General features: G+C 66.7%; 18 protein-coding genes and 1 tRNA gene. 8 read left to right on the top strand and 11 right to left on the bottom strand.

Going from position 1 to position 18682, the window contains the following annotated elements; all coding sequences use genetic code 11:
- The first annotated feature begins 209 nt into the window (after positions 1–209).
- Positions 210–1163 carry a ring-cleaving dioxygenase gene (locus tag BLQ70_RS06845; RefSeq protein WP_091856365.1) on the top strand — a complete coding sequence of 318 codons (954 nt, stop codon included), beginning with the start codon at positions 210–212 and terminating at the stop codon, positions 1161–1163.
- 193 nt (positions 1164–1356) lie between these two features.
- On the opposite strand, the gene BLQ70_RS06840 is transcribed toward BLQ70_RS06845, so the two are convergent.
- On the bottom strand, positions 1357–1911 hold the full coding sequence (locus tag BLQ70_RS06840) for an NADPH-dependent FMN reductase (protein ID WP_061970229.1): 555 nt from the start codon (positions 1909–1911) through the stop codon (positions 1357–1359).
- 160 nt (positions 1912–2071) lie between these two features.
- On the opposite strand from BLQ70_RS06840, the gene nhaA reads away from it, so the two are divergent.
- Entirely contained in the window at positions 2072–3910 is a 1839-nt protein-coding gene (nhaA, locus tag BLQ70_RS06835; protein WP_091856364.1) for a Na+/H+ antiporter NhaA, read from the top strand.
- Positions 3911–4000: 90 nt separating this feature from the next.
- Here the strand turns inward: nhaA and BLQ70_RS06830 are convergent.
- From BLQ70_RS06830 to BLQ70_RS06820, 3 genes are all read right to left on the bottom strand, one after another.
- Positions 4001–4076 (bottom strand) — tRNA-Ile (locus tag BLQ70_RS06830).
- Between the two features lie 125 nt (positions 4077–4201).
- Positions 4202–6607 carry a methyl-accepting chemotaxis protein gene (locus tag BLQ70_RS06825; protein WP_091856363.1) on the bottom strand — a complete coding sequence of 802 codons (2406 nt, stop codon included), beginning with the start codon at positions 6605–6607 and terminating at the stop codon, positions 4202–4204.
- A gap of 411 nt (positions 6608–7018) precedes the next feature.
- On the bottom strand, positions 7019–7426 hold the full coding sequence (locus tag BLQ70_RS06820) for an acyl-CoA thioesterase (RefSeq protein WP_061969257.1): 408 nt from the start codon (positions 7424–7426) through the stop codon (positions 7019–7021).
- Positions 7427–7562: 136 nt separating this feature from the next.
- Here BLQ70_RS06820 and BLQ70_RS06815 point away from each other — a divergent pair, with 136 nt between their 5' ends.
- Positions 7563–8000, top strand: coding sequence for a VOC family protein (locus BLQ70_RS06815; protein ID WP_091856362.1), 438 nt, complete (start codon positions 7563–7565; stop codon positions 7998–8000).
- Here the strand turns inward: BLQ70_RS06815 and BLQ70_RS06810 are convergent.
- Complete coding sequence (locus BLQ70_RS06810) at positions 7985–9220, bottom strand: MFS transporter (protein ID WP_061969261.1); 1236 nt, start codon at positions 9218–9220, stop codon at positions 7985–7987. The two genes, BLQ70_RS06815 and BLQ70_RS06810, sit on opposite strands and share 16 nt — an antisense overlap.
- A 128-nt stretch (positions 9221–9348) precedes the next feature.
- A complete protein-coding gene (locus BLQ70_RS06805; protein ID WP_091856361.1) occupies positions 9349–9636 on the bottom strand; it encodes an HlyU family transcriptional regulator in 288 nt (95 codons plus the stop codon).
- Between the two features lie 203 nt (positions 9637–9839).
- Here BLQ70_RS06805 and BLQ70_RS06800 point away from each other — a divergent pair, with 203 nt between their 5' ends.
- Together BLQ70_RS06800 and BLQ70_RS06795 are read left to right on the top strand one after the other, a co-directional pair.
- Positions 9840–10157, top strand: coding sequence for a hypothetical protein (locus BLQ70_RS06800; protein WP_139163498.1), 318 nt, complete (start codon positions 9840–9842; stop codon positions 10155–10157).
- Between the two features lie 155 nt (positions 10158–10312).
- The gene (locus BLQ70_RS06795) at positions 10313–10564 is read left to right on the top strand and encodes a DUF2798 domain-containing protein (RefSeq protein ID WP_091856359.1); all 252 of its coding nucleotides are present in this window, start codon (positions 10313–10315) and stop codon (positions 10562–10564) included.
- Positions 10565–10566: 2 nt separating this feature from the next.
- Here BLQ70_RS06795 and BLQ70_RS06790 read toward each other — a convergent pair whose 3' ends face one another.
- Together BLQ70_RS06790 and BLQ70_RS06785 are read right to left on the bottom strand one after the other, a co-directional pair.
- Entirely contained in the window at positions 10567–10992 is a 426-nt protein-coding gene (locus BLQ70_RS06790) for a secondary thiamine-phosphate synthase enzyme YjbQ (RefSeq protein ID WP_091856358.1), read from the bottom strand.
- Positions 10992–11603 carry a LysE family translocator gene (locus tag BLQ70_RS06785; protein ID WP_061969272.1) on the bottom strand — a complete coding sequence of 204 codons (612 nt, stop codon included), beginning with the start codon at positions 11601–11603 and terminating at the stop codon, positions 10992–10994. Before BLQ70_RS06785 ends, BLQ70_RS06790 begins: the two co-directional genes overlap by 1 nt.
- 119 nt (positions 11604–11722) lie before the next feature.
- Between BLQ70_RS06785 and BLQ70_RS06780 the strand changes: the two genes are divergently transcribed.
- Both BLQ70_RS06780 and BLQ70_RS06775 read left to right on the top strand, forming a co-directional pair.
- On the top strand, positions 11723–12067 hold the full coding sequence (locus BLQ70_RS06780) for an ArsR/SmtB family transcription factor (RefSeq protein ID WP_091856357.1): 345 nt from the start codon (positions 11723–11725) through the stop codon (positions 12065–12067).
- Positions 12064–12546 (top strand): SRPBCC family protein, encoded by a 483-nt coding sequence (locus BLQ70_RS06775; RefSeq protein WP_061969276.1) that lies wholly within the window; start codon positions 12064–12066, stop codon positions 12544–12546. Before BLQ70_RS06780 ends, BLQ70_RS06775 begins: the two co-directional genes overlap by 4 nt.
- Positions 12547–12605: 59 nt before the next feature.
- Here BLQ70_RS06775 and rpoD read toward each other — a convergent pair whose 3' ends face one another.
- The 3 genes from rpoD to BLQ70_RS06760 all read right to left on the bottom strand — a co-directional run bounded on the left by rpoD (position 12606) and on the right by BLQ70_RS06760 (position 17290).
- Entirely contained in the window at positions 12606–14615 is a 2010-nt protein-coding gene (gene rpoD / locus BLQ70_RS06770; RefSeq protein WP_091856356.1) for an RNA polymerase sigma factor RpoD, read from the bottom strand.
- A gap of 196 nt (positions 14616–14811) precedes the next feature.
- Positions 14812–16710: a DNA primase gene (gene dnaG, locus BLQ70_RS06765; RefSeq protein ID WP_091856355.1), complete on the bottom strand. Its 1899-nt coding sequence runs from the start codon at positions 16708–16710 to the stop codon at positions 14812–14814.
- A 118-nt stretch (positions 16711–16828) separates the two neighbouring features.
- Complete coding sequence (locus tag BLQ70_RS06760) at positions 16829–17290, bottom strand: GatB/YqeY domain-containing protein (RefSeq protein ID WP_091856354.1); 462 nt, start codon at positions 17288–17290, stop codon at positions 16829–16831.
- 155 nt (positions 17291–17445) lie between these two features.
- Between BLQ70_RS06760 and carA the strand changes: the two genes are divergently transcribed.
- Positions 17446–18654: a glutamine-hydrolyzing carbamoyl-phosphate synthase small subunit gene (carA, locus tag BLQ70_RS06755; RefSeq protein WP_091856353.1), complete on the top strand. Its 1209-nt coding sequence runs from the start codon at positions 17446–17448 to the stop codon at positions 18652–18654.
- Positions 18655–18682: the final 28 nt, after the last annotated feature.

Here is an 18682-nt window from a genome sequence, read left to right as displayed (position 1 = left end):
AATGCGGTCACAGACTGAAGCCGGTTTGGTCATTTCTGGGCGATGTTATGGCCAAGACCCGGACAACGTCGGATTTGCACGTCAATCAGAGATGGTCAGGCCGCAGGGCCAGCTGTTCGCGTTTATCGAACAACCCGTTCTTGAATCATCCCCTACCGAGCCAAGCCGGCGCCTCGATATCAGGCAGGAGAAACCAGAAAGGGACGATCATGGCTCTTCAACTCAGCGGCATCCATCATCTGACGGCGATCACCGCCGACGCACCGGGCAACAAGCGCTTCTATACCGACACGCTCGGCCTGCGCCTCGTCAAGAAGACGGTGAACCAGGACGATACCTCGGCCTATCACCTGTTCTACGCCGACGGGCAGGCGAGCCCCGGCACCGACATCACCTTCTTCGACTGGCCGGCAGCGCCCGAACGGCGCGGTACGCATTCGATCTCGCGCACAGGATTGCGCGTCGCCGGCGAGACCGCGCTGAATTTCTGGCACGAGCGCCTTTCGGCCGGCGGCTACGCCAAAACCGACGTGGCGCTGCTGGATGGCAGGGCGTCCTTCGACGCCGAAGACCCGGAAGGGCAGCGTCTGCGCTTCATCGATGACAGCGGCACGGGCGAGGCTCATGCCTGGTCGGGCAGCCCCGTCCCGGCAGAACACCAGATCCGGGGGCTCGGCCCGATCACGATCAGCGTGCCCGAGCTCGGTCCGACCGAAGCCGTGCTGACGCAGGTCATGAACATGCGCCGCGAACGCAGCTACGCCTCGCCCGACGGCGCAGGCGAGGTGCATGTCTTCACGATGGGCGAAGGTGGCCCGGCCGCGGAGTTGCACGTTGCGGTCCAGCCTGGCTTGCCCATCGCTCGGCAGGGTGCGGGTGGCGTCCATCACGTCGCCTTCCGGACTCCGGATCTCGAAGGCATGAACGCGTGGTCCCGTCGCCTGGCTGAAAACCGGGTTCCCTCCAGCGGCGAAGTCGAGCGCTACTATTTCCGGTCGCTCTATTTCCGCGAGCCGGGTGGCAACCTGTTCGAGATCGCCACCGATGGACCAGGCTTCGCGGTCGATGAGCCGCTGGAAACGCTCGGCGAGCGACTGGCGCTGCCGCCCTTCCTCGAGGCGCAGCGGGCGCGGATCGAGGCCAACCTCAAGCCGCTCGCCTGATCCCGCGCGTCCCGAGCGGACGCGCGCCACACCCGGCCCAGGAGCGTATGAGCCCTCAAGCCATCACGCTCCTGGGTCTCGATCGTTCATCACGGTGCCCAATCCGGCAGCACCTCGATCAGCCGTCCGCCCCTGGGGCCGTCGATCGACCTGGCCGCGGACTGGCTTTCGCGCCGCGCTTCCTGACAGCGGCTCAGCGCCCGGCGGCGAAGGCGGCGAAACCCGCGATGAACTGCGCGAGACGCTGACGCGTGGTCTCGTCGGTCAGGTTGCCTTCGGCGTCGAAGACGCTCTGCGCCCGCGACACCATCAGCCGGCCCTCGAACCAGGGCCGGGTCCCGAGGGTGCGCAGCACCGGCAGCCAGGCATCCTGTGCCAGGATCGTCCCGAAGCCGCCCGGAGAGGCGCCGAGCACGGCGACCGGCTTGCCGCCGAACAGCGGCCCGATATCGGAGGCCGGCCGCGTCAGCCAGTCGATCGCGTTCTTGAACACGCCCGGCAATGAGTTGTTGTATTCCGGCGTGAACAGCAGCAGGCCATCGGCCGCCGCCAATTGCTGCTTCAGCGCCTGCACCGCGGGCGGTATCCCCTGCTCCCGCTCGTCGTCGCCGTTATAGAGCGGAATGCCCTCTATGCTGCCGGCCAGCAGGGTCGCGCCGTCGAGCGTGAGTTCCGTTGCGGCCCGCAGCAGGCCGGTATTGAAAGACGCCTGTCTCAGGCTGCCGGAAATTCCCAGAAGGCGTGTCATCGTTGCTCCCTCGCGCCCAACGGCCCGACCGACGGCCGGCGCGGCCAAACCCGATGCTGACGCATCTTCCCGATTGTGGCTACCATGGGCAGGATCGGTTTGCCCGGAAGGCCGCACCCAGGCGGCAGGCGGCTTTCGTCGAAGAAAGGGGACCACAGGGATGTCCGAGGCCGCGATTGCCAACCGCCTCGACCGCTCGGTCGATGATAGGATCGATCACATCCTCGGCCCCGGCCTCGCCCAGATCACGCTCGTTGAATATGGCAGCTATGCCTGCCCCTATTGCCGCGCCGCCAATGAGCGCATTGCCGAGGTCCGCGACCAGCTCGGCGAGCGCCTGCGCTACGTCTTCCGCCATCGGCCCCTGACCGGCAGCGACATCGCACTACGCGCCGCCGCCCTCGTCGAACGCGCAGCGACCGCCGAGCAGTTCTGGGACGCGCATGTCAAGCTGATGACCCGCTCCCAGGTTCTGACCGAAGAGGATCTCGAGGCGGTCGCGCGCGATCTCGGCCTTGCGGATATCGACCCCGAGCACGACGCCACCGACGCGCAACGGGCCGCGGCACGCGTCGAAGCCGACATCGCCAGCTCCCATGCCAGCGGCGTGCGCTTCACGCCGAGCTTCTTCATCAACGAGCGGCGTTATGATGGCCCCTGGGATGAAAGCTCCTTCCTCGATGCGATGCTGGGGACGCTCGGCCACCGCTTCCGGGCCGCAGCACTCGATTTCGCCAGCTGGGGGCCCTCGGCCGGCATCCTGCTCCTGCTCGCGACGATCCTCGCGATCGCGCTGACCAATTCGCCGCTGGGGCCGGGCTTCGAGGCGTTCTGGCATCGCGAGCTGGCGCTGTCCTTCGGCGAGGCCCGCTTCGGGATGTCGCTCCAGCACTGGGTCAATGACGGCCTGCTGACGATCTTCTTCCTGGTCGTCGGGCTGGAGATCAAGCGCGAGTTCACCGTCGGGCATCTCGCCGGCCGGCGCTCCGCAGCGCTGCCGATCGCCGGCGCGGTCGGCGGCATGGTGGTGCCGGCGGCGCTCTACATGCTCGTCCTGCCCGGCGGCCCCTGGTCGCATGGCTGGGGCGTGCCGATGGCGACAGACACGGCCTTCGCGATCGCGATCATTGTCATGATGGGCTCGCGGGTGCCGATCGAGCTGCGCATCTTCCTCACCGCCGCGGCCATCGTCGACGATATCGGCGCGATCATCGTGGTGGCGCTGTTCTATTCGGGCAAGCTCCAGCTCGGCTACCTGCTGGCCGCGCTGGTCCTGACGGGCGGGCTTGCAGCGCTCAACCGCTCGCATATCTATCGCGTCGCGCCCTATGCGCTGATCGGCATCGCGCTCTGGCTCTGCGTCTATGCCGGAGGCTTGCATGCGACGCTGGCCGGCGTCGTGCTGGCGCTGTTCATTCCGACGCGCCCGCCAGCCGATCTCACCGCGCTCACCGCCCAGGCCAATTCGATCATGCTGGCGGAAGCGGCCCATGGTGCCGAGGTCCTGCGGCACGGCCCCTCGACCCCGGCCCTGCGCGCGCTCGACGCGATCCATGATCGCCTGGAATCGCCGGCCGACCGCCTGCTCCGGCACGCCGGCGCCCGCTCGAGCTATCTGGTGCTGCCGCTCTTCGCTCTCGCCAATGCCGGCGTCGTCATCGCGCCCGATGTCCTCGAAGGCCGCGGGATGCTGCTGCTCGCGATCGTGGCAGGGCTCGTGCTCGGCAAGCCGCTCGGCATGCTCGGCGCCACCGCACTGGCCGTCCGCCTCGGCGTCGCGGTGAAGCCGGCGGAGTATTCCTGGCTGCAGCTTGCCGGCGCGAGCGCACTTGCCGGCATCGGCTTCACCATGTCGCTGTTCATCGCCGGCCAGGCCTTCGCCGATCCCGGCGATTTCGCCGCCGCCAAGATTGCGGTCTTCGCCGCCTCGATCGGCGCCGCCCTGCTGGGAGCCGCCATGCTCTGGAGAGCGGCACCGCGGCTCGACGTCAATCGCTGACCACCGTCATGGCCGTTTCCCGCACCAAAGCCGAACGCTTGTTCCCGCACCGACGGGCAAGGAAGCGAAATCAAATGGTTGGGAAAAAGATGGTGGGCCGGGCCGGACTCGAACCGGCACCGGCGCTGTTATGAGCAGCGAGCTCTAACCATTGAGCTACCGGCCCGCTCTTCGCCTAGCATCGCCGCCGCCCGGCAAGCAAGGCACATGCAGCCGGAATCGAAAGGGCCTCCCGGTCGACCGGGAGGCCCTGTTGCGTTCATGGGAGCGGGATCGCTCCAATCGCGCACATTATGCCGCGGCGGGGACCTCGCGTTCGTCATGCTCGGCCGCTTGGCTCTGCCGGAAGGTGAAGCGGCCGATATGCTCGGTCAGCGCCCGCGTCTGCTCGTCCGTCAGGGCGAGCGCAGCGTTCGTCTCCTCGACCAGAGCGGCGTTCTGGTGCGCCATCGTGCCGATGCCGTCGATCTCGGTGTTGATCGCCGAGACGTCGCTCGCCTGGCTGCGGGCGGTCTGCGAGATGCCGTTCATCAGCCCGGTCAGCTCGTTCACCGAGGAGACGATCGCGCCGAACATCGCGGAGGTCTCCTCGACCAGGCCGACGCCGACCTTGACGTCGCCATGCGCCGCCTCGACCAGCTTCTTGACGTCGTTCGAGGCATCGGCCGAGCGCTTGGCGAGGCTGCGCACCTCGGTCGCGACCACAGCGAAGCCCTTGCCGGCATCGCCGGCACGCGCCGCCTCGACCGCTGCGTTGAGCGCCAGCAGGTTGGTCTGGAAAGCGATCTCGTCGATCATCGCGATGACCTCGGAAATCTTGCTCGAGGACTGGCGGATGCGCTGCATCGCTTCCAGCGCCGAGGCCACGACCTTCTCGCCCTGCTGCGCACGCTCTTCCGCGCCCTGCGCCATGCCGGTCGCCTGGGCCGCCTCGCTCGCGGTCTTCTTCACGGTGCCGGCGAAGGCGCCGAGCTGGTTGGTCGCCATCGAGACGGCATTGCTCTCCTCGCTGGTGCGCTCGGCGAGATCGGTGACGCCGTCGAGGATCTCGCTGGTCGCGCTGCGGACGGCGGTAACCGTCTCGGCCAGGCGGGCGAGCGTGCTCTCGAACTCTTCGGCCAGCGCATTGGTGCCGTCCTTGAGCTCGGCGAAGGCGCCCTGATACATCCCCTCGATCCGGGTCGAGAGATGGCCGGCCGAGAGTTCTGCCAGCACGTCGCAGGTCTCGAGCAGGCCGGTCTGGACCGTCTCCAGCAGCGTGTTGACCGAACCGGCGAGCGCATTGAGCTCGGGGTCGGCGAACTGCGCGGCGACGCGCTGAGTGAAGTCGCCGGCCGCGGCGGCCGCGACGACGACGCCGAAGGCCTCGCCCAGCTCGCGCATCATCTCGCGGCGCTGCTCCTGCGCCCGCGCCTCGTCCTCGACCTTGGCGAGCTCGGCGGCACGCAGCGCCACCGCATTGTCGCGGAACAGCAGGACGCTCTTCGAGATGTCGGAGATCTCGTCATTGCCCTTGGTATCGACCACCGTCTCCAGCGCGCCATCGGCGATCGCACGGGTCGCAGCCCAGAGCCGGTTGAGGCGCCCGATGATCATCGGGCGGACGAAGAAGAAGGACAGCGCGAGCGCGATCAGCAGCGCGCCGATGCCGATGGCGGCGAGCGTGAGCTCGCTCCGCTCGATCAGGGCTTTGGTCGAGTCGCGCCCGGCGATGGCGCCACCACGGGCAGCCGTCACCAGCTCGCCGACTTCGCGGCGAACCTTCTGCGCCGCCTGGTCGAGATTCTTCAGCCCGGCGACGATAGCGGCTTGCGTCGCAAGATCGCGCTCGCGGATGGCAACCAGGCCGCTGGCGCCCTCGCCGAGATCGGTCACGGCGCTGACCGCCTGCCCGCGCGCCGGGTTGGCCTGCAGCATGTCCGCTGCCGTCAGGAGGCCGCGAACCTGGCCGAGCTGGGCCTTCAGGCGCGACTTGGCGAACTCGAGCTTCTCGGTGCTGTCGACCTGGGAGATCTCGCGCAGCAGGCCGACGGTCTCGCTGATCTGGAGCTGGAGCGCCTGGGCGGTCTGGAGCGAGGACAGATCCTTGTCCAGCACCTTGGACAGGGCGGCATCGAATTCGGCGCCGCTGAGCTGCGCCGCGCTGGTGATGTTCATCTTGACGTTGAACTGGGCGTCAGCCGTCTCGAAATCGGCCATGGCGCTGAAACCTTCGCGAGCCTTGGACAGGGCGGCCAGCGCAGTGGCGGTGTCGGCGGCGTTGCGCAGCCGCTCTCCCGTCAGGTCGTTGATGTCGTTGATCTGCCGCGCCAGGTCGTCGATCGCCGATTGCGGCTTGGACTTGTCGACCTTGCCCTGCTCGGCGATGCGCCGCAGCAGCTCCAGCTGGCGCGCCTCGACGCTGTCGAGCTCGCCGGTCAGGGCCGCGCGCTGCTGGAGGGTCGATACTTCGCTGAAGCGCGCCGCCAGTGCAGTCGACTGCGTCGCCGCCTGCGAGAGCTCAAGCGCGAGTTCCACGACGGGCATCTTCTGACCGACCAGGTCGTCGACCGTATGGTCGACGCTGTTATAGGAGAACCAGGCGACCGAGGATGAGACGATGGTCAGCGCCGTCATCACGCCGAGAGCGGCGTAGATGCGTGGCGCGATACCGATCCGCAGCGGCTTGCCCTCACGCGCGGGCTTGGCTTTCGTCATGAAGTCGTACTCCGGAATTCACGCAACGCTGGAGAGGAGCTCGGAAAACGGGAAGAATTCCCCGCTCAGGTTCACCCTGAACCGGCCTCGATCATCAGACTGATGCGCGAATCCCCTCCCTCCCCCGGCATATGAGCCAGGCGGTTGGGTCCGCATGCAGCGTCGAAAGGCCATGGAAGTCCCCCGGCCGAGGCGTACCCCCGGTCTGGAGCGCAGCATCCTCCAATTGCGCTTAAAGAACGCTTAAAAGTGGATTCTTTTGAATCACTCCGACAGTCGCGGGATTCATCTGACGTTAGGGGAGGTTAAATCCCGTCAACCTTCTGAGGGGAGCATCGGCCCGAAAGTGGAGCGCGGTTTTTTCGAAAAGCCGATGCACGATCAAACAGCCGGGAGGATCGGGCCGAATATTCAGGCCGATCCTCTCGGCACCGGCCGGGGCCGCCCTTCCTCGTCGATCGCCACGAAGGTGAAGGTGGCGTCGGTGACCTTCTCGTGCAGCGTCGTGCGGAAGCGCTTGGCCCAGGCCTCGACATGGATCTTCATCGAGGTCCGCCCGATGGATTCGATCTCGGTATAGACGCTCAGCACGTCGCCGACCTTGACCGGCCGGATGAAGGTCATGGCCTCGACCGCGATGGTGACGACGCGCCCCTGCGCCTGGTCGACGCCTGCGATGCCGCCCGCCTGGTCCATCCGCGACATCACCCAGCCGCCGAAGATATCGCCATTGGCGTTAGTATCGCCCGGCATGGCGATGGTGCGCACGGTCAGCGTCCCGCGCGGCGCTTCCTCGGGTCCGTCAGTGGCAGGGCTCATGGGCGTCCTTCAGGCAGGCGGGGAATCCGCTCAGCCGATGATGCTGGCGCCATGGTGGACACGCAAGCGGGCGCTTTGCACTGCCCGGCCATCTCGCCGACAATCGCGGCAAGCCTCGCGAACAGGGATTCATGCCATGCCCAGCGCCAATGCGTCCAAACCCGAGCCCATGATCATCATCTCGCTGCGCTATGCCGATGCACCGCGCATGTATGACTGGCTGATCGAGGCCTTCGGTTTCGAGAAGCACGCTGCCTATTATTCGGAGGACGGCAGGACGCTCCTCCATGGCGAACTCAGGATGGGGGCGAGCTTCGTCATGCTCGGTTCGTCCGAGGGCAACGAATTCGGCAAGCTTGTCTCGCGCCCGGCCGAGCTCGGCGGCACCACCGCCTCGCCCTATATCGCCACCGACGATATCGACGCACGCTGTGAACGCGCTCGCAAGGCCGGCGCCCAGATCTGCATGGAGCCGACCGACCAGCCCTATGGCAGCCGCGACTTCATTTGCAAGGACCCCGAGGGCCACGTCTGGTGCTTTGGCACCTATCGCCCTTCTCAGCCCGCGACCTGAAGTGGCGGCATCGATCGGCGCGCCCGCAGCATCAGCCAGCAGACGATGCTGAGATTGACGAGGTTCCAGGCGAGCCCGTTGAGGAACGCCATCCGGTACGAGCTGAAATAGTCGAAGATCACGCCCGAGAGATAGCCGCCGAAGGCCATGCCGAGCACGGTCACCGACATCACCAGCCCGATCCGGATGCCGGCCTGCTTGGCCGGGAGGTATTCGCGGATGACGACGGCGTACATCGGCACGATGCCGCCCTGGAACAGACCGAAGATGCCGCTGACGACATAGAGCGACTGCAGGCCGTCGAACCAGAGATAGAGGAACAGCGCCACGCCCTGCATCAGCGAGCCCAGCGCCAGCGTCGCCGCGCCGCCGATCCGGTCCGCGACGAAGCCCGAGCCGATGCGGCTGACGATGCCGAGCAGCATCATCAGCGAGAGCATCTCGGCGCCGCGCGCCACGCCGTAACCGAGATCACCGCAATAGGCGACGATATGGACCTGCGGCATCGCCATGGCGACACAGCAGGCGAAGCCCGCGACGCAGAGCAGGAGCTGGAGCTGGCCGGCGCTGAGGCCGAGATCGCCGCGCGCCCCGGCGCTGCTCGCCTCTGCCGCGGCCATGGTCGCAGCGGTCGGTTGGCGCCGGAAGAACGGCGCGAGCGGCAGCAGCACCACCAGCGTGACGACAGCAATGCCGAAATGGGTCGCGCGCCAGCCATGGTTGGCCACGCCCCAGGTGATGATCTGCGGCCAGAACACGCCGGCGAGATAGCTGCCGGACGCGCCGCAGACGACGGCGAGGCCACGATGCTTGCGGAACCAGTGCGACAGATCCGAGATCAGCGGCGAGAAGCCGGCGGCGCTGCCCATGCCGATCAGCAACCCATGCGCGAGTGCGAACTGCCAGAGCGAATGCGACATCGCCGCTGCGGCATAGCCAGCCGCAAGCAGGAAGGCACCCATCACGATCGGCACCATGATGCCGTAGCGGTCCGCGACCCGGCCCATGATGATGTTGCCGGCGCCGAAGCCGAGCATGGCGAAGGTATAGGGCAGCGAGGCCCCAGCCCGCAGCGTATCGAACTCGCCCTGCATCGCCGGCAGCACGACGACGACCGACCAGGAACCGACGCAGGCGATCGTGCCGACCAGCAATGCGACGGCAAGCCTCAGCCAGGCATAGGACGAATCGGGTTGGTAGCGGTCGGCGTCCTGGGACATGCTTCCTCGGCGGCCATATCTTGGGAGATGGCTCTTCTCCGGGCAGCTTTAGCGACTGGAATCCGCCGGGCAAGCGCCTGCGGGGCAGCCCTGCCGCGCGCCAGCGGCAGGCACCCGGCATCAGCCGCTCAGCGGAAGATGCGGTCGCCTTCCATGTCGACGATCTGCTGGCCCTTCACCAAGGTGAAGTCGGCGGCCTCGGCCTGTCCGGGAAAGCGGTCGGCCCGGATGAAACGATGGCTCTTCGTCTCGCCGTCGACGACCTTCTCGATGACGCCGCAGAGCTGGTACTGGCCCGCCTCTTGGTAGGGCGTGGCATGGATCGTGAAACCATTGTGCTCGATCGTCTTGACCGGGCCGGCGGGCTTCTCCTCGGCCGGCTTGCGGCCCCCGAACAGCGACTTGAAGAAAGACATGGTGCCTCCGCATTGCTTGCGGCCCGGTATAGGACAGGAGCAGCGCCAAGGGGAGCGCTGTTTCGCCTGATCGAGTAAACCCCACGTCGGTCTACCGCTTGAACGGCGTTTCGCCGCTTCCCACATTGATAATGTTCAGGGCAGCCGCAAGGCTTCCCGATATCCTGCCGCTCCAGCGGCTGCCTCCGGACAGGGAGGTGGTCATGACACTCGGCAAATTCCTGATGATCGCGGGCTTGACCGGCGCGACGCTGGCGACGTCCGTACTCGCCCAGAACCCCTCGCCGCGCGGCCCGCCCTGCGCCGATCGCGACCATGTCGCCGGCCAGCTTCGCGAAACCTTCGGCGAACGCATGATCGGCAGTGGGTTGGCCGAGAGCGGCGTCCTCTTTGAGCTCTATGTCGGGGCCAATGGCAGTTGGACCCTGCTCGCCACCGTCCCCACCGGGAGGAGTTGCCTGATCGGCTCCGGCGAGGCCTGGGAGCCCCTGCCGACTCCAGAACACTTCGCGGCGCAATAGAAGCCCTTGGCAGCAGTGAGGTCGTTCGGTATGGAGGCCCCCATCGGGCTCTGGTCCCGTTCGTAAGCGTCTCACGTCAGGCAACGCATCCATTCGGCATAGGCCGTCTCGGATGCGTCCGACCAGCCTGCCCCTTGCGAAAGCCTGATTTATCTATGTCCAGCTCTGCCTACCCTCGCCTCCCCGCCCGCTACGCCGGCGTGGTGATGCCGTTCTTCCTGTCCGTGCTGATGACCTTCGTCGTCTCCGGCATCTCGACCCTGAAGGCGCTCGGCCCAACCACCGCATTCCTCCAGACCTGGCCTGCCTCCTGGGCCCTGTCCTGGATCGTCGCCTTCCCGACGCTGATGCTGGTCCTGCCGATCGTCCGGCGCCTCGTCGCCCTCGTGGTGGCGCCGCCGGCCTGATCTCACACAGAGAGATGGAGGGCGACCTCGCGCCGATGCGGCCGCTGGCGATGCTCGAACAGATAGATGCCCTGCCAGGTGCCGAGCGCGAGGCGCCCGCCCATCACCGGAATCGAGAGCGAGACCGGCGTCAGCGCCGCCTTGATATGGGCCGGCATGTCGTCCGGCCCCTCGTCGCGATGGACGAGATAGGCCATCGCCGGATCATCCGCGGACGGTACCAACCTGCGGAAGAACGCGTCGAGATCAACACGCACATCCGGGTCGGCATTCTCCTGGATCAGGAGCGAGCAGGAGGTATGGCGCACGAACAGCGTCAGCAACCCGCTCGCCTCTCCACTCGCCTTCACGAAGGCGACCGCGCGGTCGGTGAACTCGTAGAGCCCCGGCCCGCGCGTCTCGACGCTCAGGATCGTCTGCCGCGCCATCAGCGCTCGGTCAGCGCGAGCTTGGCGCCGAGCGCGACGAAGGCTGCGGCGAAGCTGCGCCTGAGCCAGGCCATCACCACTGGGCGGCCGATGACCTTGTCGCGCATCGCCGCGGCGAACAGCCCGTAGAGCGCGAAGACGATGAAGGTCATCGCCATGAACACGCCGGAGAGCTCCAGCATGCGCGCCATCGGGCTTGCCTCGTTCGCCGCGATGAACTGCGGCAGGAAGGCGACGAAGAAGATCGAGAGCTTGGGGTTGAGCAGGTTGAGCGCCAGCCCGTCGCGCAGCACCAGCCAGGCCGAGCGCGCATCCGCGGTGGTTTCGACCTTGAGCGCGCCATGCTCCCGGAGCGTCTGCCAGGCCATGTAGAGCAGATAGGCGACGCCGGCATATTTTACGATGGCGAAGGCGAGCGCGCTGGCATGCAGCAGTGCCGCGATCCCCATCATCGCCGCGATCAGATGCGGCACGATCCCCAGCGTGCAGGCGAAGGCCGCGAGCACGCTCGCCCGCGAACCGCGCGTCAGCCCGGCGGCGATCGTGTAGATCGCGCCCGTTCCCGGCGAAGCGACGATGATGAGCGAGGTCAGCAGGAATTCAGGGGACATGGTGCCTCCAAAAACGTGATGCGCAGGAAGCCCTCTCCCGCAGCGAAGATCAAGGCCGTGTCAGCAGCTCTCAAAACTTAGGCGTTGACCTAAGTATTATCGGCACGCTATCGAGGAGCATGGTCGCAACCCAGCCCGCCCTCGACGACACCTTCCGCGCGCTGTCCGATCCGACGCGCCGGGCGGTCGTCCAGGCGCTCGGCCGTGGGCCGGCCTCCGTCAGCGAACTGGCGAAGCCCTTCGAGATGGCGCTGCCGAGCTTCCTGCAGCATCTCAAGGTGCTCGAGGATTGCGGCCTCGTCGCCACGCGCAAGGCCGGCCGGGTGCGCACCTGCACCCTGCGGGCGGAACCGCTCGCCGCGGCCGAGCATTGGCTGGAGGCGCAGCGCTCACTCTGGACCAGACGCCTCGACCAGCTCGACCGGCTGGTGCTGCAACTGAAAAATCAGGAGGACAACGGATGACCGATACGCATGCGACCGCCTTCGACCCGGCGCTCGACCTCGAATTGCGGCGCGAGACGGACGTTCCACCCCGCCTGGTCTGGCGTGCCTGGACCGAGCCGAAGCTGCTGATGCAGTGGTTCACCCCGGCGCCCTGGAAGACGACCGCCTGCGAGCTCGACCTGCGTCCCGGCGGCAAGTTCCACACCGTGATGGAAGGACCGAACGGCGAGAAGCACGACAATAACGGCTGCGTGCTGGCGGTGGTGCCGGAAACCTTCCTGCTCTTCACCGACGCGCTCGGCCCGGGTTTCCGTCCGATCGAGGGCGGCTTCATGACCGCTTCGGTCACGATCGAGCCGACGGCGACCGGCACGCTCTACATCGCCCGCGCCTATCACAAGGATGCCGCCGGCAAGCAGCAGCACGAGGAGATGGGCTTCCACGACGGCTGGGGCGCGGCCTGGGAGCAACTGGTCACGCTGGCGCGAACGCTCTGAGCTGACCAAAGTCGAGCGGGAAACGAAGAAGGGCGCCGATGGCGCCCTTCTTTTTTATCTCAGTTGTCGAGGAAGCTTCGCAGCTTCCGGGAGCGGCTGGGGTGCTTCAGCTTGCGCAGCGCCTTCGCCTCGATCTGGCGGATGCGCTCGCGGGTGACGCTAAACTGCTGGCCGACCTCTTCGAGCGTGTGGTCGGTGTTCATGCCGATACCGAAGCGCATGCGCAGCACGCGCTCCTCGCGCGGCGTGAGCGAGGCCAGCACGCGGGTCGTCGTCTCCCGCAGGTTCGACTGAATCGCGGCGTCGATCGGCAGGATCGCGTTCTTGTCCTCGATGAAGTCGCCAAGATGCGAATCCTCCTCGTCGCCGATCGGCGTCTCGAGCGAGATCGGCTCCTTGGCGATCTTCAGGACCTTGCGCACCTTCTCCAGCGGCATCGCCAGCTTCTCGGCCAGCTCCTCCGGGGTCGGCTCGCGGCCGATCTCGTGCAGCATCTGGCGCGAGGTCCGCACGATCTTGTTGATCGTCTCGATCATGTGCACGGGGATGCGGATCGTGCGGGCCTGGTCGGCGATCGAGCGGGTGATCGCCTGCCGGATCCACCAGGTCGCGTAGGTCGAGAACTTGTAGCCCCGGCGGTACTCGAACTTGTCGACCGCCTTCATCAGGCCGATATTGCCTTCCTGGATCAGGTCGAGGAACTGCAGGCCGCGGTTCGTGTACTTCTTGGCGATCGAGATCACGAGACGCAGGTTCGCCTCGATCATCTCCTTCTTCGCCTGACGGGCCTCGCGCTCGCCCTTCTGGACCATCAGCACGATCTTGCGGAATTCCTGGATCTCCAGGCCGGTCTCGGAGGCGAGTGTATGCACCTCCTCGCGCAGCTGCTTGATCCGCTCCAACTCCGCCGCGACGAATTCCTTCCAGCCGCGCGAGCCGAGCTTGGAGACGCGCAGGACCCATTTCGGGTCGAGCTCGCCGCCGACATGCTGCTTGAGGAAGTCCTCGCGGCCGACGCCATAGCTCTCGGCGAGGCGCAGCAGGCGCGTCTCATGGCCGATCAGGCGCTTGTTGATGTCGTAGAGCTGCTCGACCAGCGCCTCGATGCGGTTGTTGTTGAGCGAGAGCGACTTCACCGCGGTGATGATGTCGTCCTTGAGCTTCTTGTACTTGCGGTCCTGCGACGGCGAGAGCTTGGTGTTCTCCAGCCGGTTGGCGATGTCCTGGTCCTGCAGGCGGCGCAGCTTCTTGTAGTCGTCGGCGATGGCGTTGAAGGTTTCGAGCACGCGCGGCTTGAGCTCGGCCTCCATGGCCGAGAGCGACACGTTGTTCTCCATGTCGTCGTCGTCCATGTCCGGCGGGGTCTCGCCCTCCGGAGTCTCGGTCTGCTCGCTCTCCTCGGCCTCTTCCTCGCCGGCGACGGCGGGGTTCTTGCCGTCGGGGCCGGCATAGGTGGCTTCGAGATCGATGATGTCGCGCAGCAGCACCTTGCCGTCGACGAGCTCGTCGCGCCAGATGATGATGGCCTGAAACGTCAGCGGGCTCTCGCAGAGGCCCGCGATCATCGCCTCGCGGCCGGCCTCGATGCGCTTGGCGATCGCGATCTCGCCCTCGCGCGAGAGCAGCTCGACCGAGCCCATCTCGCGCAGATACATGCGGACGGGATCGTCGGTGCGCTCGGTCGGCTCGAGATTGCGCTTGGTCTCGACCGGCAGGGTCTGGCGCGAGGCGTCGACCATGTCGCCGCCCTCGGGCTCTTCCTCGTCGGCGCCGCCATCCTTGCGGGCAGCGCGCTCCTCGCCGGCAGCTTCCGGATCCTCGTTGTCGACGACGTTGATGCCCTGCTCGCTGAGCTGGCCGAGCACGTCCTCGATCTGCTCGGAGGAGAATTCCTCCGAAGGCAGCACTTCGTTCAGTTCGTCATAGGTGACATAGCCGCGCTTCTTGGCGAGCTTGATCATCCGCCTTACGGCCTGATCAGTCAGGTCGAGCAACGGGCCATCGGTCGTCGGGGGGGCATCCGGCACGACCTGATCGGTCTTTTCCCGTTCGCTCGCTTTAGTCGCCATCAATCAGCGCTCCGCACTCGCGCCGGCCATGACCGAGAAAGCCATATACCGACGCATAAAAGGGCGGCGCGACCGCAGGTCCGGCGCGCTCACCCACCCAAATCATTGCTCGCAGATGGCACCAGACGTCGTTGACGAATCGTGAACCACCCGACAGCTTGCGCGCATGGACCCGCGTCCACCAATCGCTGGGTGATCAATCCTCGGACATGGCCTCGGTACCCTCGATCGTCTCGAGGCGGGCCTTGACGTCCTTGATCCAGGCGAAATTGGCTTCGGTCGCGTCGTCAGCCAAGGCGCGCTCGGCTGCTCTCAACTCGCTATTTAGCGTTCGCGCGCGATGATGCAAGACGAGAGCCTGATGAATCGAGTCGAAAACCGATTCAGGATCAGCGTCTTGCGCGAGTTTTAATCGCTCGGCCGGCCCTGTGACCGCCATCAGGTGGCCCTGCGCTTCCCGAACCCGCGGCTGCGCCAGGCGATTCGCCAGCACCTCGCGATCGAGCGTACCCTCGACGGAATCGAGCAGCGCCTGCCGGAAACGCTCGGCCGCGGTCCCGTCCAGCGAAAGCTCTGCGATCTCGTCGGCGCAGCGCAGGATGAGATCGGGATGGCTCGCCAGCGCCAGCAGGATGAAGGCCTCGCGCTGGTCCTCGCCGCGCAGCTTCGCCAGCATGCGTGACTGTGTCACCGCGCTCGAAGCCTTGAGCGGCCCGGCAAGCCAGGGGGGCACCTGCCGACCGAACCCGCCGCGCTGAGGCGATCCGCCCCGGTTGCGCTGAAAATTTCCACCTCCGCCGCCACGCTCCTGTCGCGCCGGCGCGGTGCTGGCGAAGAGCTGCCCCAGCCGCTCGTCCATCTCGCGACGATAATGCTTGCGCGTGGTCTCGTCGCGAATCTGCCCGAGCGGTTCCTTCAGCCGCCGCTCGAAAGCGGCGCGGCGCTCCGGCGTGTCGAGCGGACCGGCCTCGACCTCGCGCTGCCAGAGCATGTCGACCAGCGGGCGCGCCGCCGCGACCACCTCCGCGATCGCCTGCCGCCCGCCCGAGCGAGCGAGGTCGTCCGGGTCCTGCCCGTCCGGCAGCAGGGCGAAGGAAAGCGACTTGCCCGGCTCCAGCATCGGCAAGGCCAGGTCGATCGCCCGGCTCGCGGCCTTGCGGCCGGCCTTGTCGCCGTCGAGGCAGATCACCGGTTCGTCGGCCATGCGCCAGAGCAGGCCGAGCTGGTCCTCGGTCAGCGCCGTGCCGAGCGGCGCCACCGTCTGCGGAAAACCCGAGAGCGACATCGCGATGACGTCGACATAGCCCTCGACCACGACGACCTGCCCGGTGTCGTGCGACGCCTTGCGGGCATTATGATGGTTGAACAGCAGCGAGCCCTTGTGGAAGAGCGGCGTCTCCGGCGAGTTCAGGTATTTCGCCGCCACCTCCGAGCTCATGGCCCGCCCGCCGAAGGCGATGACCCGCCCGCGGGAATCATGGATCGGAAACATCACCCTGTCGCGGAAACGGTCATAGGGCACGGCGATCTCCTCGCCATGCACGAGCAACCCCGCCTCCATCATCAGTTCGGCCGGAACGCCCTTCCCCGCCAGATGGTCGCGTAGCGCGAAGCGATCGACCGGACCGTAGCCGAGCCGGAAGCGCGTGCGCGCCTCACCGTCGAGCCCGCGCGTCGCGAGATAACGCCGGGCGCCGCCGCCGCGATCGCCCATCAGTTCAGCCTCGAAGAACTGCGCCGCGAGCTCCACGACCTCGTGCAGCCCCTTGCGTTTCTCCTCCTGGACCTGCGCCTCCGCCGTGATCTTCGGCAGGATGACGCCGGCCTCAGCCGCGAGCTTCTCGACGGCCTCCGGGAAGGAGAGCCCTTCGGTCTCCATCACGAACTTGAAGATGTCGCCGTTCTTGCCGGATGAGAAATCGAAGAACGAAGCTTTCTGGTCGTTGACGAAGAAGGAGGCCGTCTTCTCGGCATTGAAGGGCGAAAGCCCCTTCCATTCGCGACCGGCCTTCTGCAGGCGCACGCGCTTGCCCACGACCGCCGAGACAGGCAGCCGCGCCTTGATCTCATCAAGGACGGAGGGCGGGAATTTCATCGACCTTATGTGGACCTGCAGAAGCCGAAAGCCAACCGCCGATCGCGCCGGCGGCTGGCTTTCAACCGTGATTCACAGTGATGGCGGGCAACCTCGAAAGGCGGTCGCCGCGAGACGCTCAGCCGCCGAGCGCGGCCTTCACCATCGGGCTGACCTTGCCGAAATCCATCTGGCCGGCATAGGCGGCGCGCAGGACGCCGATGACCTTGCCCATGTCCTTGACGGCGGTCGCGCCGGTCTCGGCCACCGCCTTATCGATCGCGGCCTTCACTTCGTCGTCGGACATCTGCTTCGGCAGGTAGGACGAGATCACCGCGACCTCGACGCGCTCGCCATCGGCCAGCTCCGGGCGGTTGTTGGCGTCGTAGATCGCGATCGATTCCTGGCGCTGCTTGATCATCTTCTGGAGCACGCCGAGGATCTCGTCGGCGGTCGCCTCGCCCTTGCCGGCGCCGCGCGCCTCGATATCCTTTTCCTTCAGCGCGGCGCTGATCAGGCGGATCGCCGCGACCTTGGCTTTTTCGCCGGCCTTCATCGCTTCCTTCATGTCGGCCGTGAAGCGCTCGCGCAGGCTCGTCATCTCGTTGTTCCTTTTTCTTTTGTGCGGCCTGCGCCGGCTTTGATTGACGGGCCGGGCCCGGCTCTTTAAGGCTCGCGTTCCAGACCGGCGGAGTGGATTGCTGCAGCCCCGCCCCCGCATTTTGCCGCTGGCGCGGCCTGGATCGAGACATAGACATGACCGCCACCGAAGGAAACCCCGCCGCAGGCGGCTGGACAGAACCGCACGCGACCGCACTCCTCGTGCTGGCCGACGGCACGGTGCTGGAAGGCTTCGGCCTCGGCGCCATCGGTGAGGCGCCGGGCGAGGTCTGCTTCAACACGGCGATGACCGGCTACCAGGAAATCCTGACCGACCCGTCCTATGCCGGGCAGATCATCACCTTCACCTTCCCGCATGTCGGCAATGTCGGCGTGAACGAGGAGGACACCGAGACGGTGAACGCCGCGGCCTCCTCCGGCGTGCGCGGCTGCGTACTCCATGCCGCCATCACAGAGCCCTCAAGCTGGCGCGCCAACCGGCATTTCGACGCCTGGCTCAAGGCGCGCAACATCGTCGGCATCTGCGGCGTCGACACCCGTGCGCTGACCGCGCTGATCCGCGACAACGGCATGCCGAATGCCATCCTCGCCCATAGCCCGGACGGCGTCTTCGACATCGAGCGCCTCAAGAAGCAGGCGGCCGCGCTGCCCTCGATGGCAGGCCTCGACCTCGTTCCGCTGGTCACCGCCGCGCAGCGCTATGACTGGGACGAGACGCCCTGGATCTGGCCGGCCGGCTACGGCAAGCGCGACAGCAGCCAGTTCAAGGTCGTCGCCATCGATTACGGCGTGAAGCGCAACATCCTGCGCCTGCTCGCCAAGGCCGGCTGCGACGTCACCGTGGTGCCCTCGACGGCGACCGCCGAGGATATCCTCGCGCTCAATCCCGACGGCATCTTCCTCTCCAACGGCCCCGGCGACCCGGCCGCGACCGGCGAATATGCCGTGCCGGTGATCAAGCAGTTGCTCGACCGGAAGGTCCCGACCTTCGGCATCTGCCTGGGTCACCAGATGATGGCGCTCGCCATCGGCGGCCAGACCATGAAGATGAAGCAGGGCCATCACGGCGCCAACCACCCGGTTCAGGACAAGACCACCGGCAAGGTCGAGATCGTCTCGATGAACCACGGCTTCGCGGTCGATCCGGCGAGCCTGCCCGCGCATGCGGTCGAGACCCATGTCTCTCTCTTCGACGGCTCGAACAGCGGCATCGCGCTCACCGACCGCCCGGCCTTCAGCGTCCAGCACCACCCGGAAGCCTCGCCCGGCCCGCAGGACAGCCACTACCTCTTCATCCGCTTCACCGAGCTGATGGCGACCGAGAAGGCGAAGAAGGCGGCCTGAGGGCCGTCCTGATGCCGAAGGAGACAGG

Source organism: Allobosea robiniae, from assembly GCF_900102525.1.
Lineage (GTDB): Bacteria > Pseudomonadota > Alphaproteobacteria > Rhizobiales > Beijerinckiaceae > Allobosea > Allobosea robiniae.
This window is presented reverse-complemented; position numbering and strand designations above follow the sequence as displayed.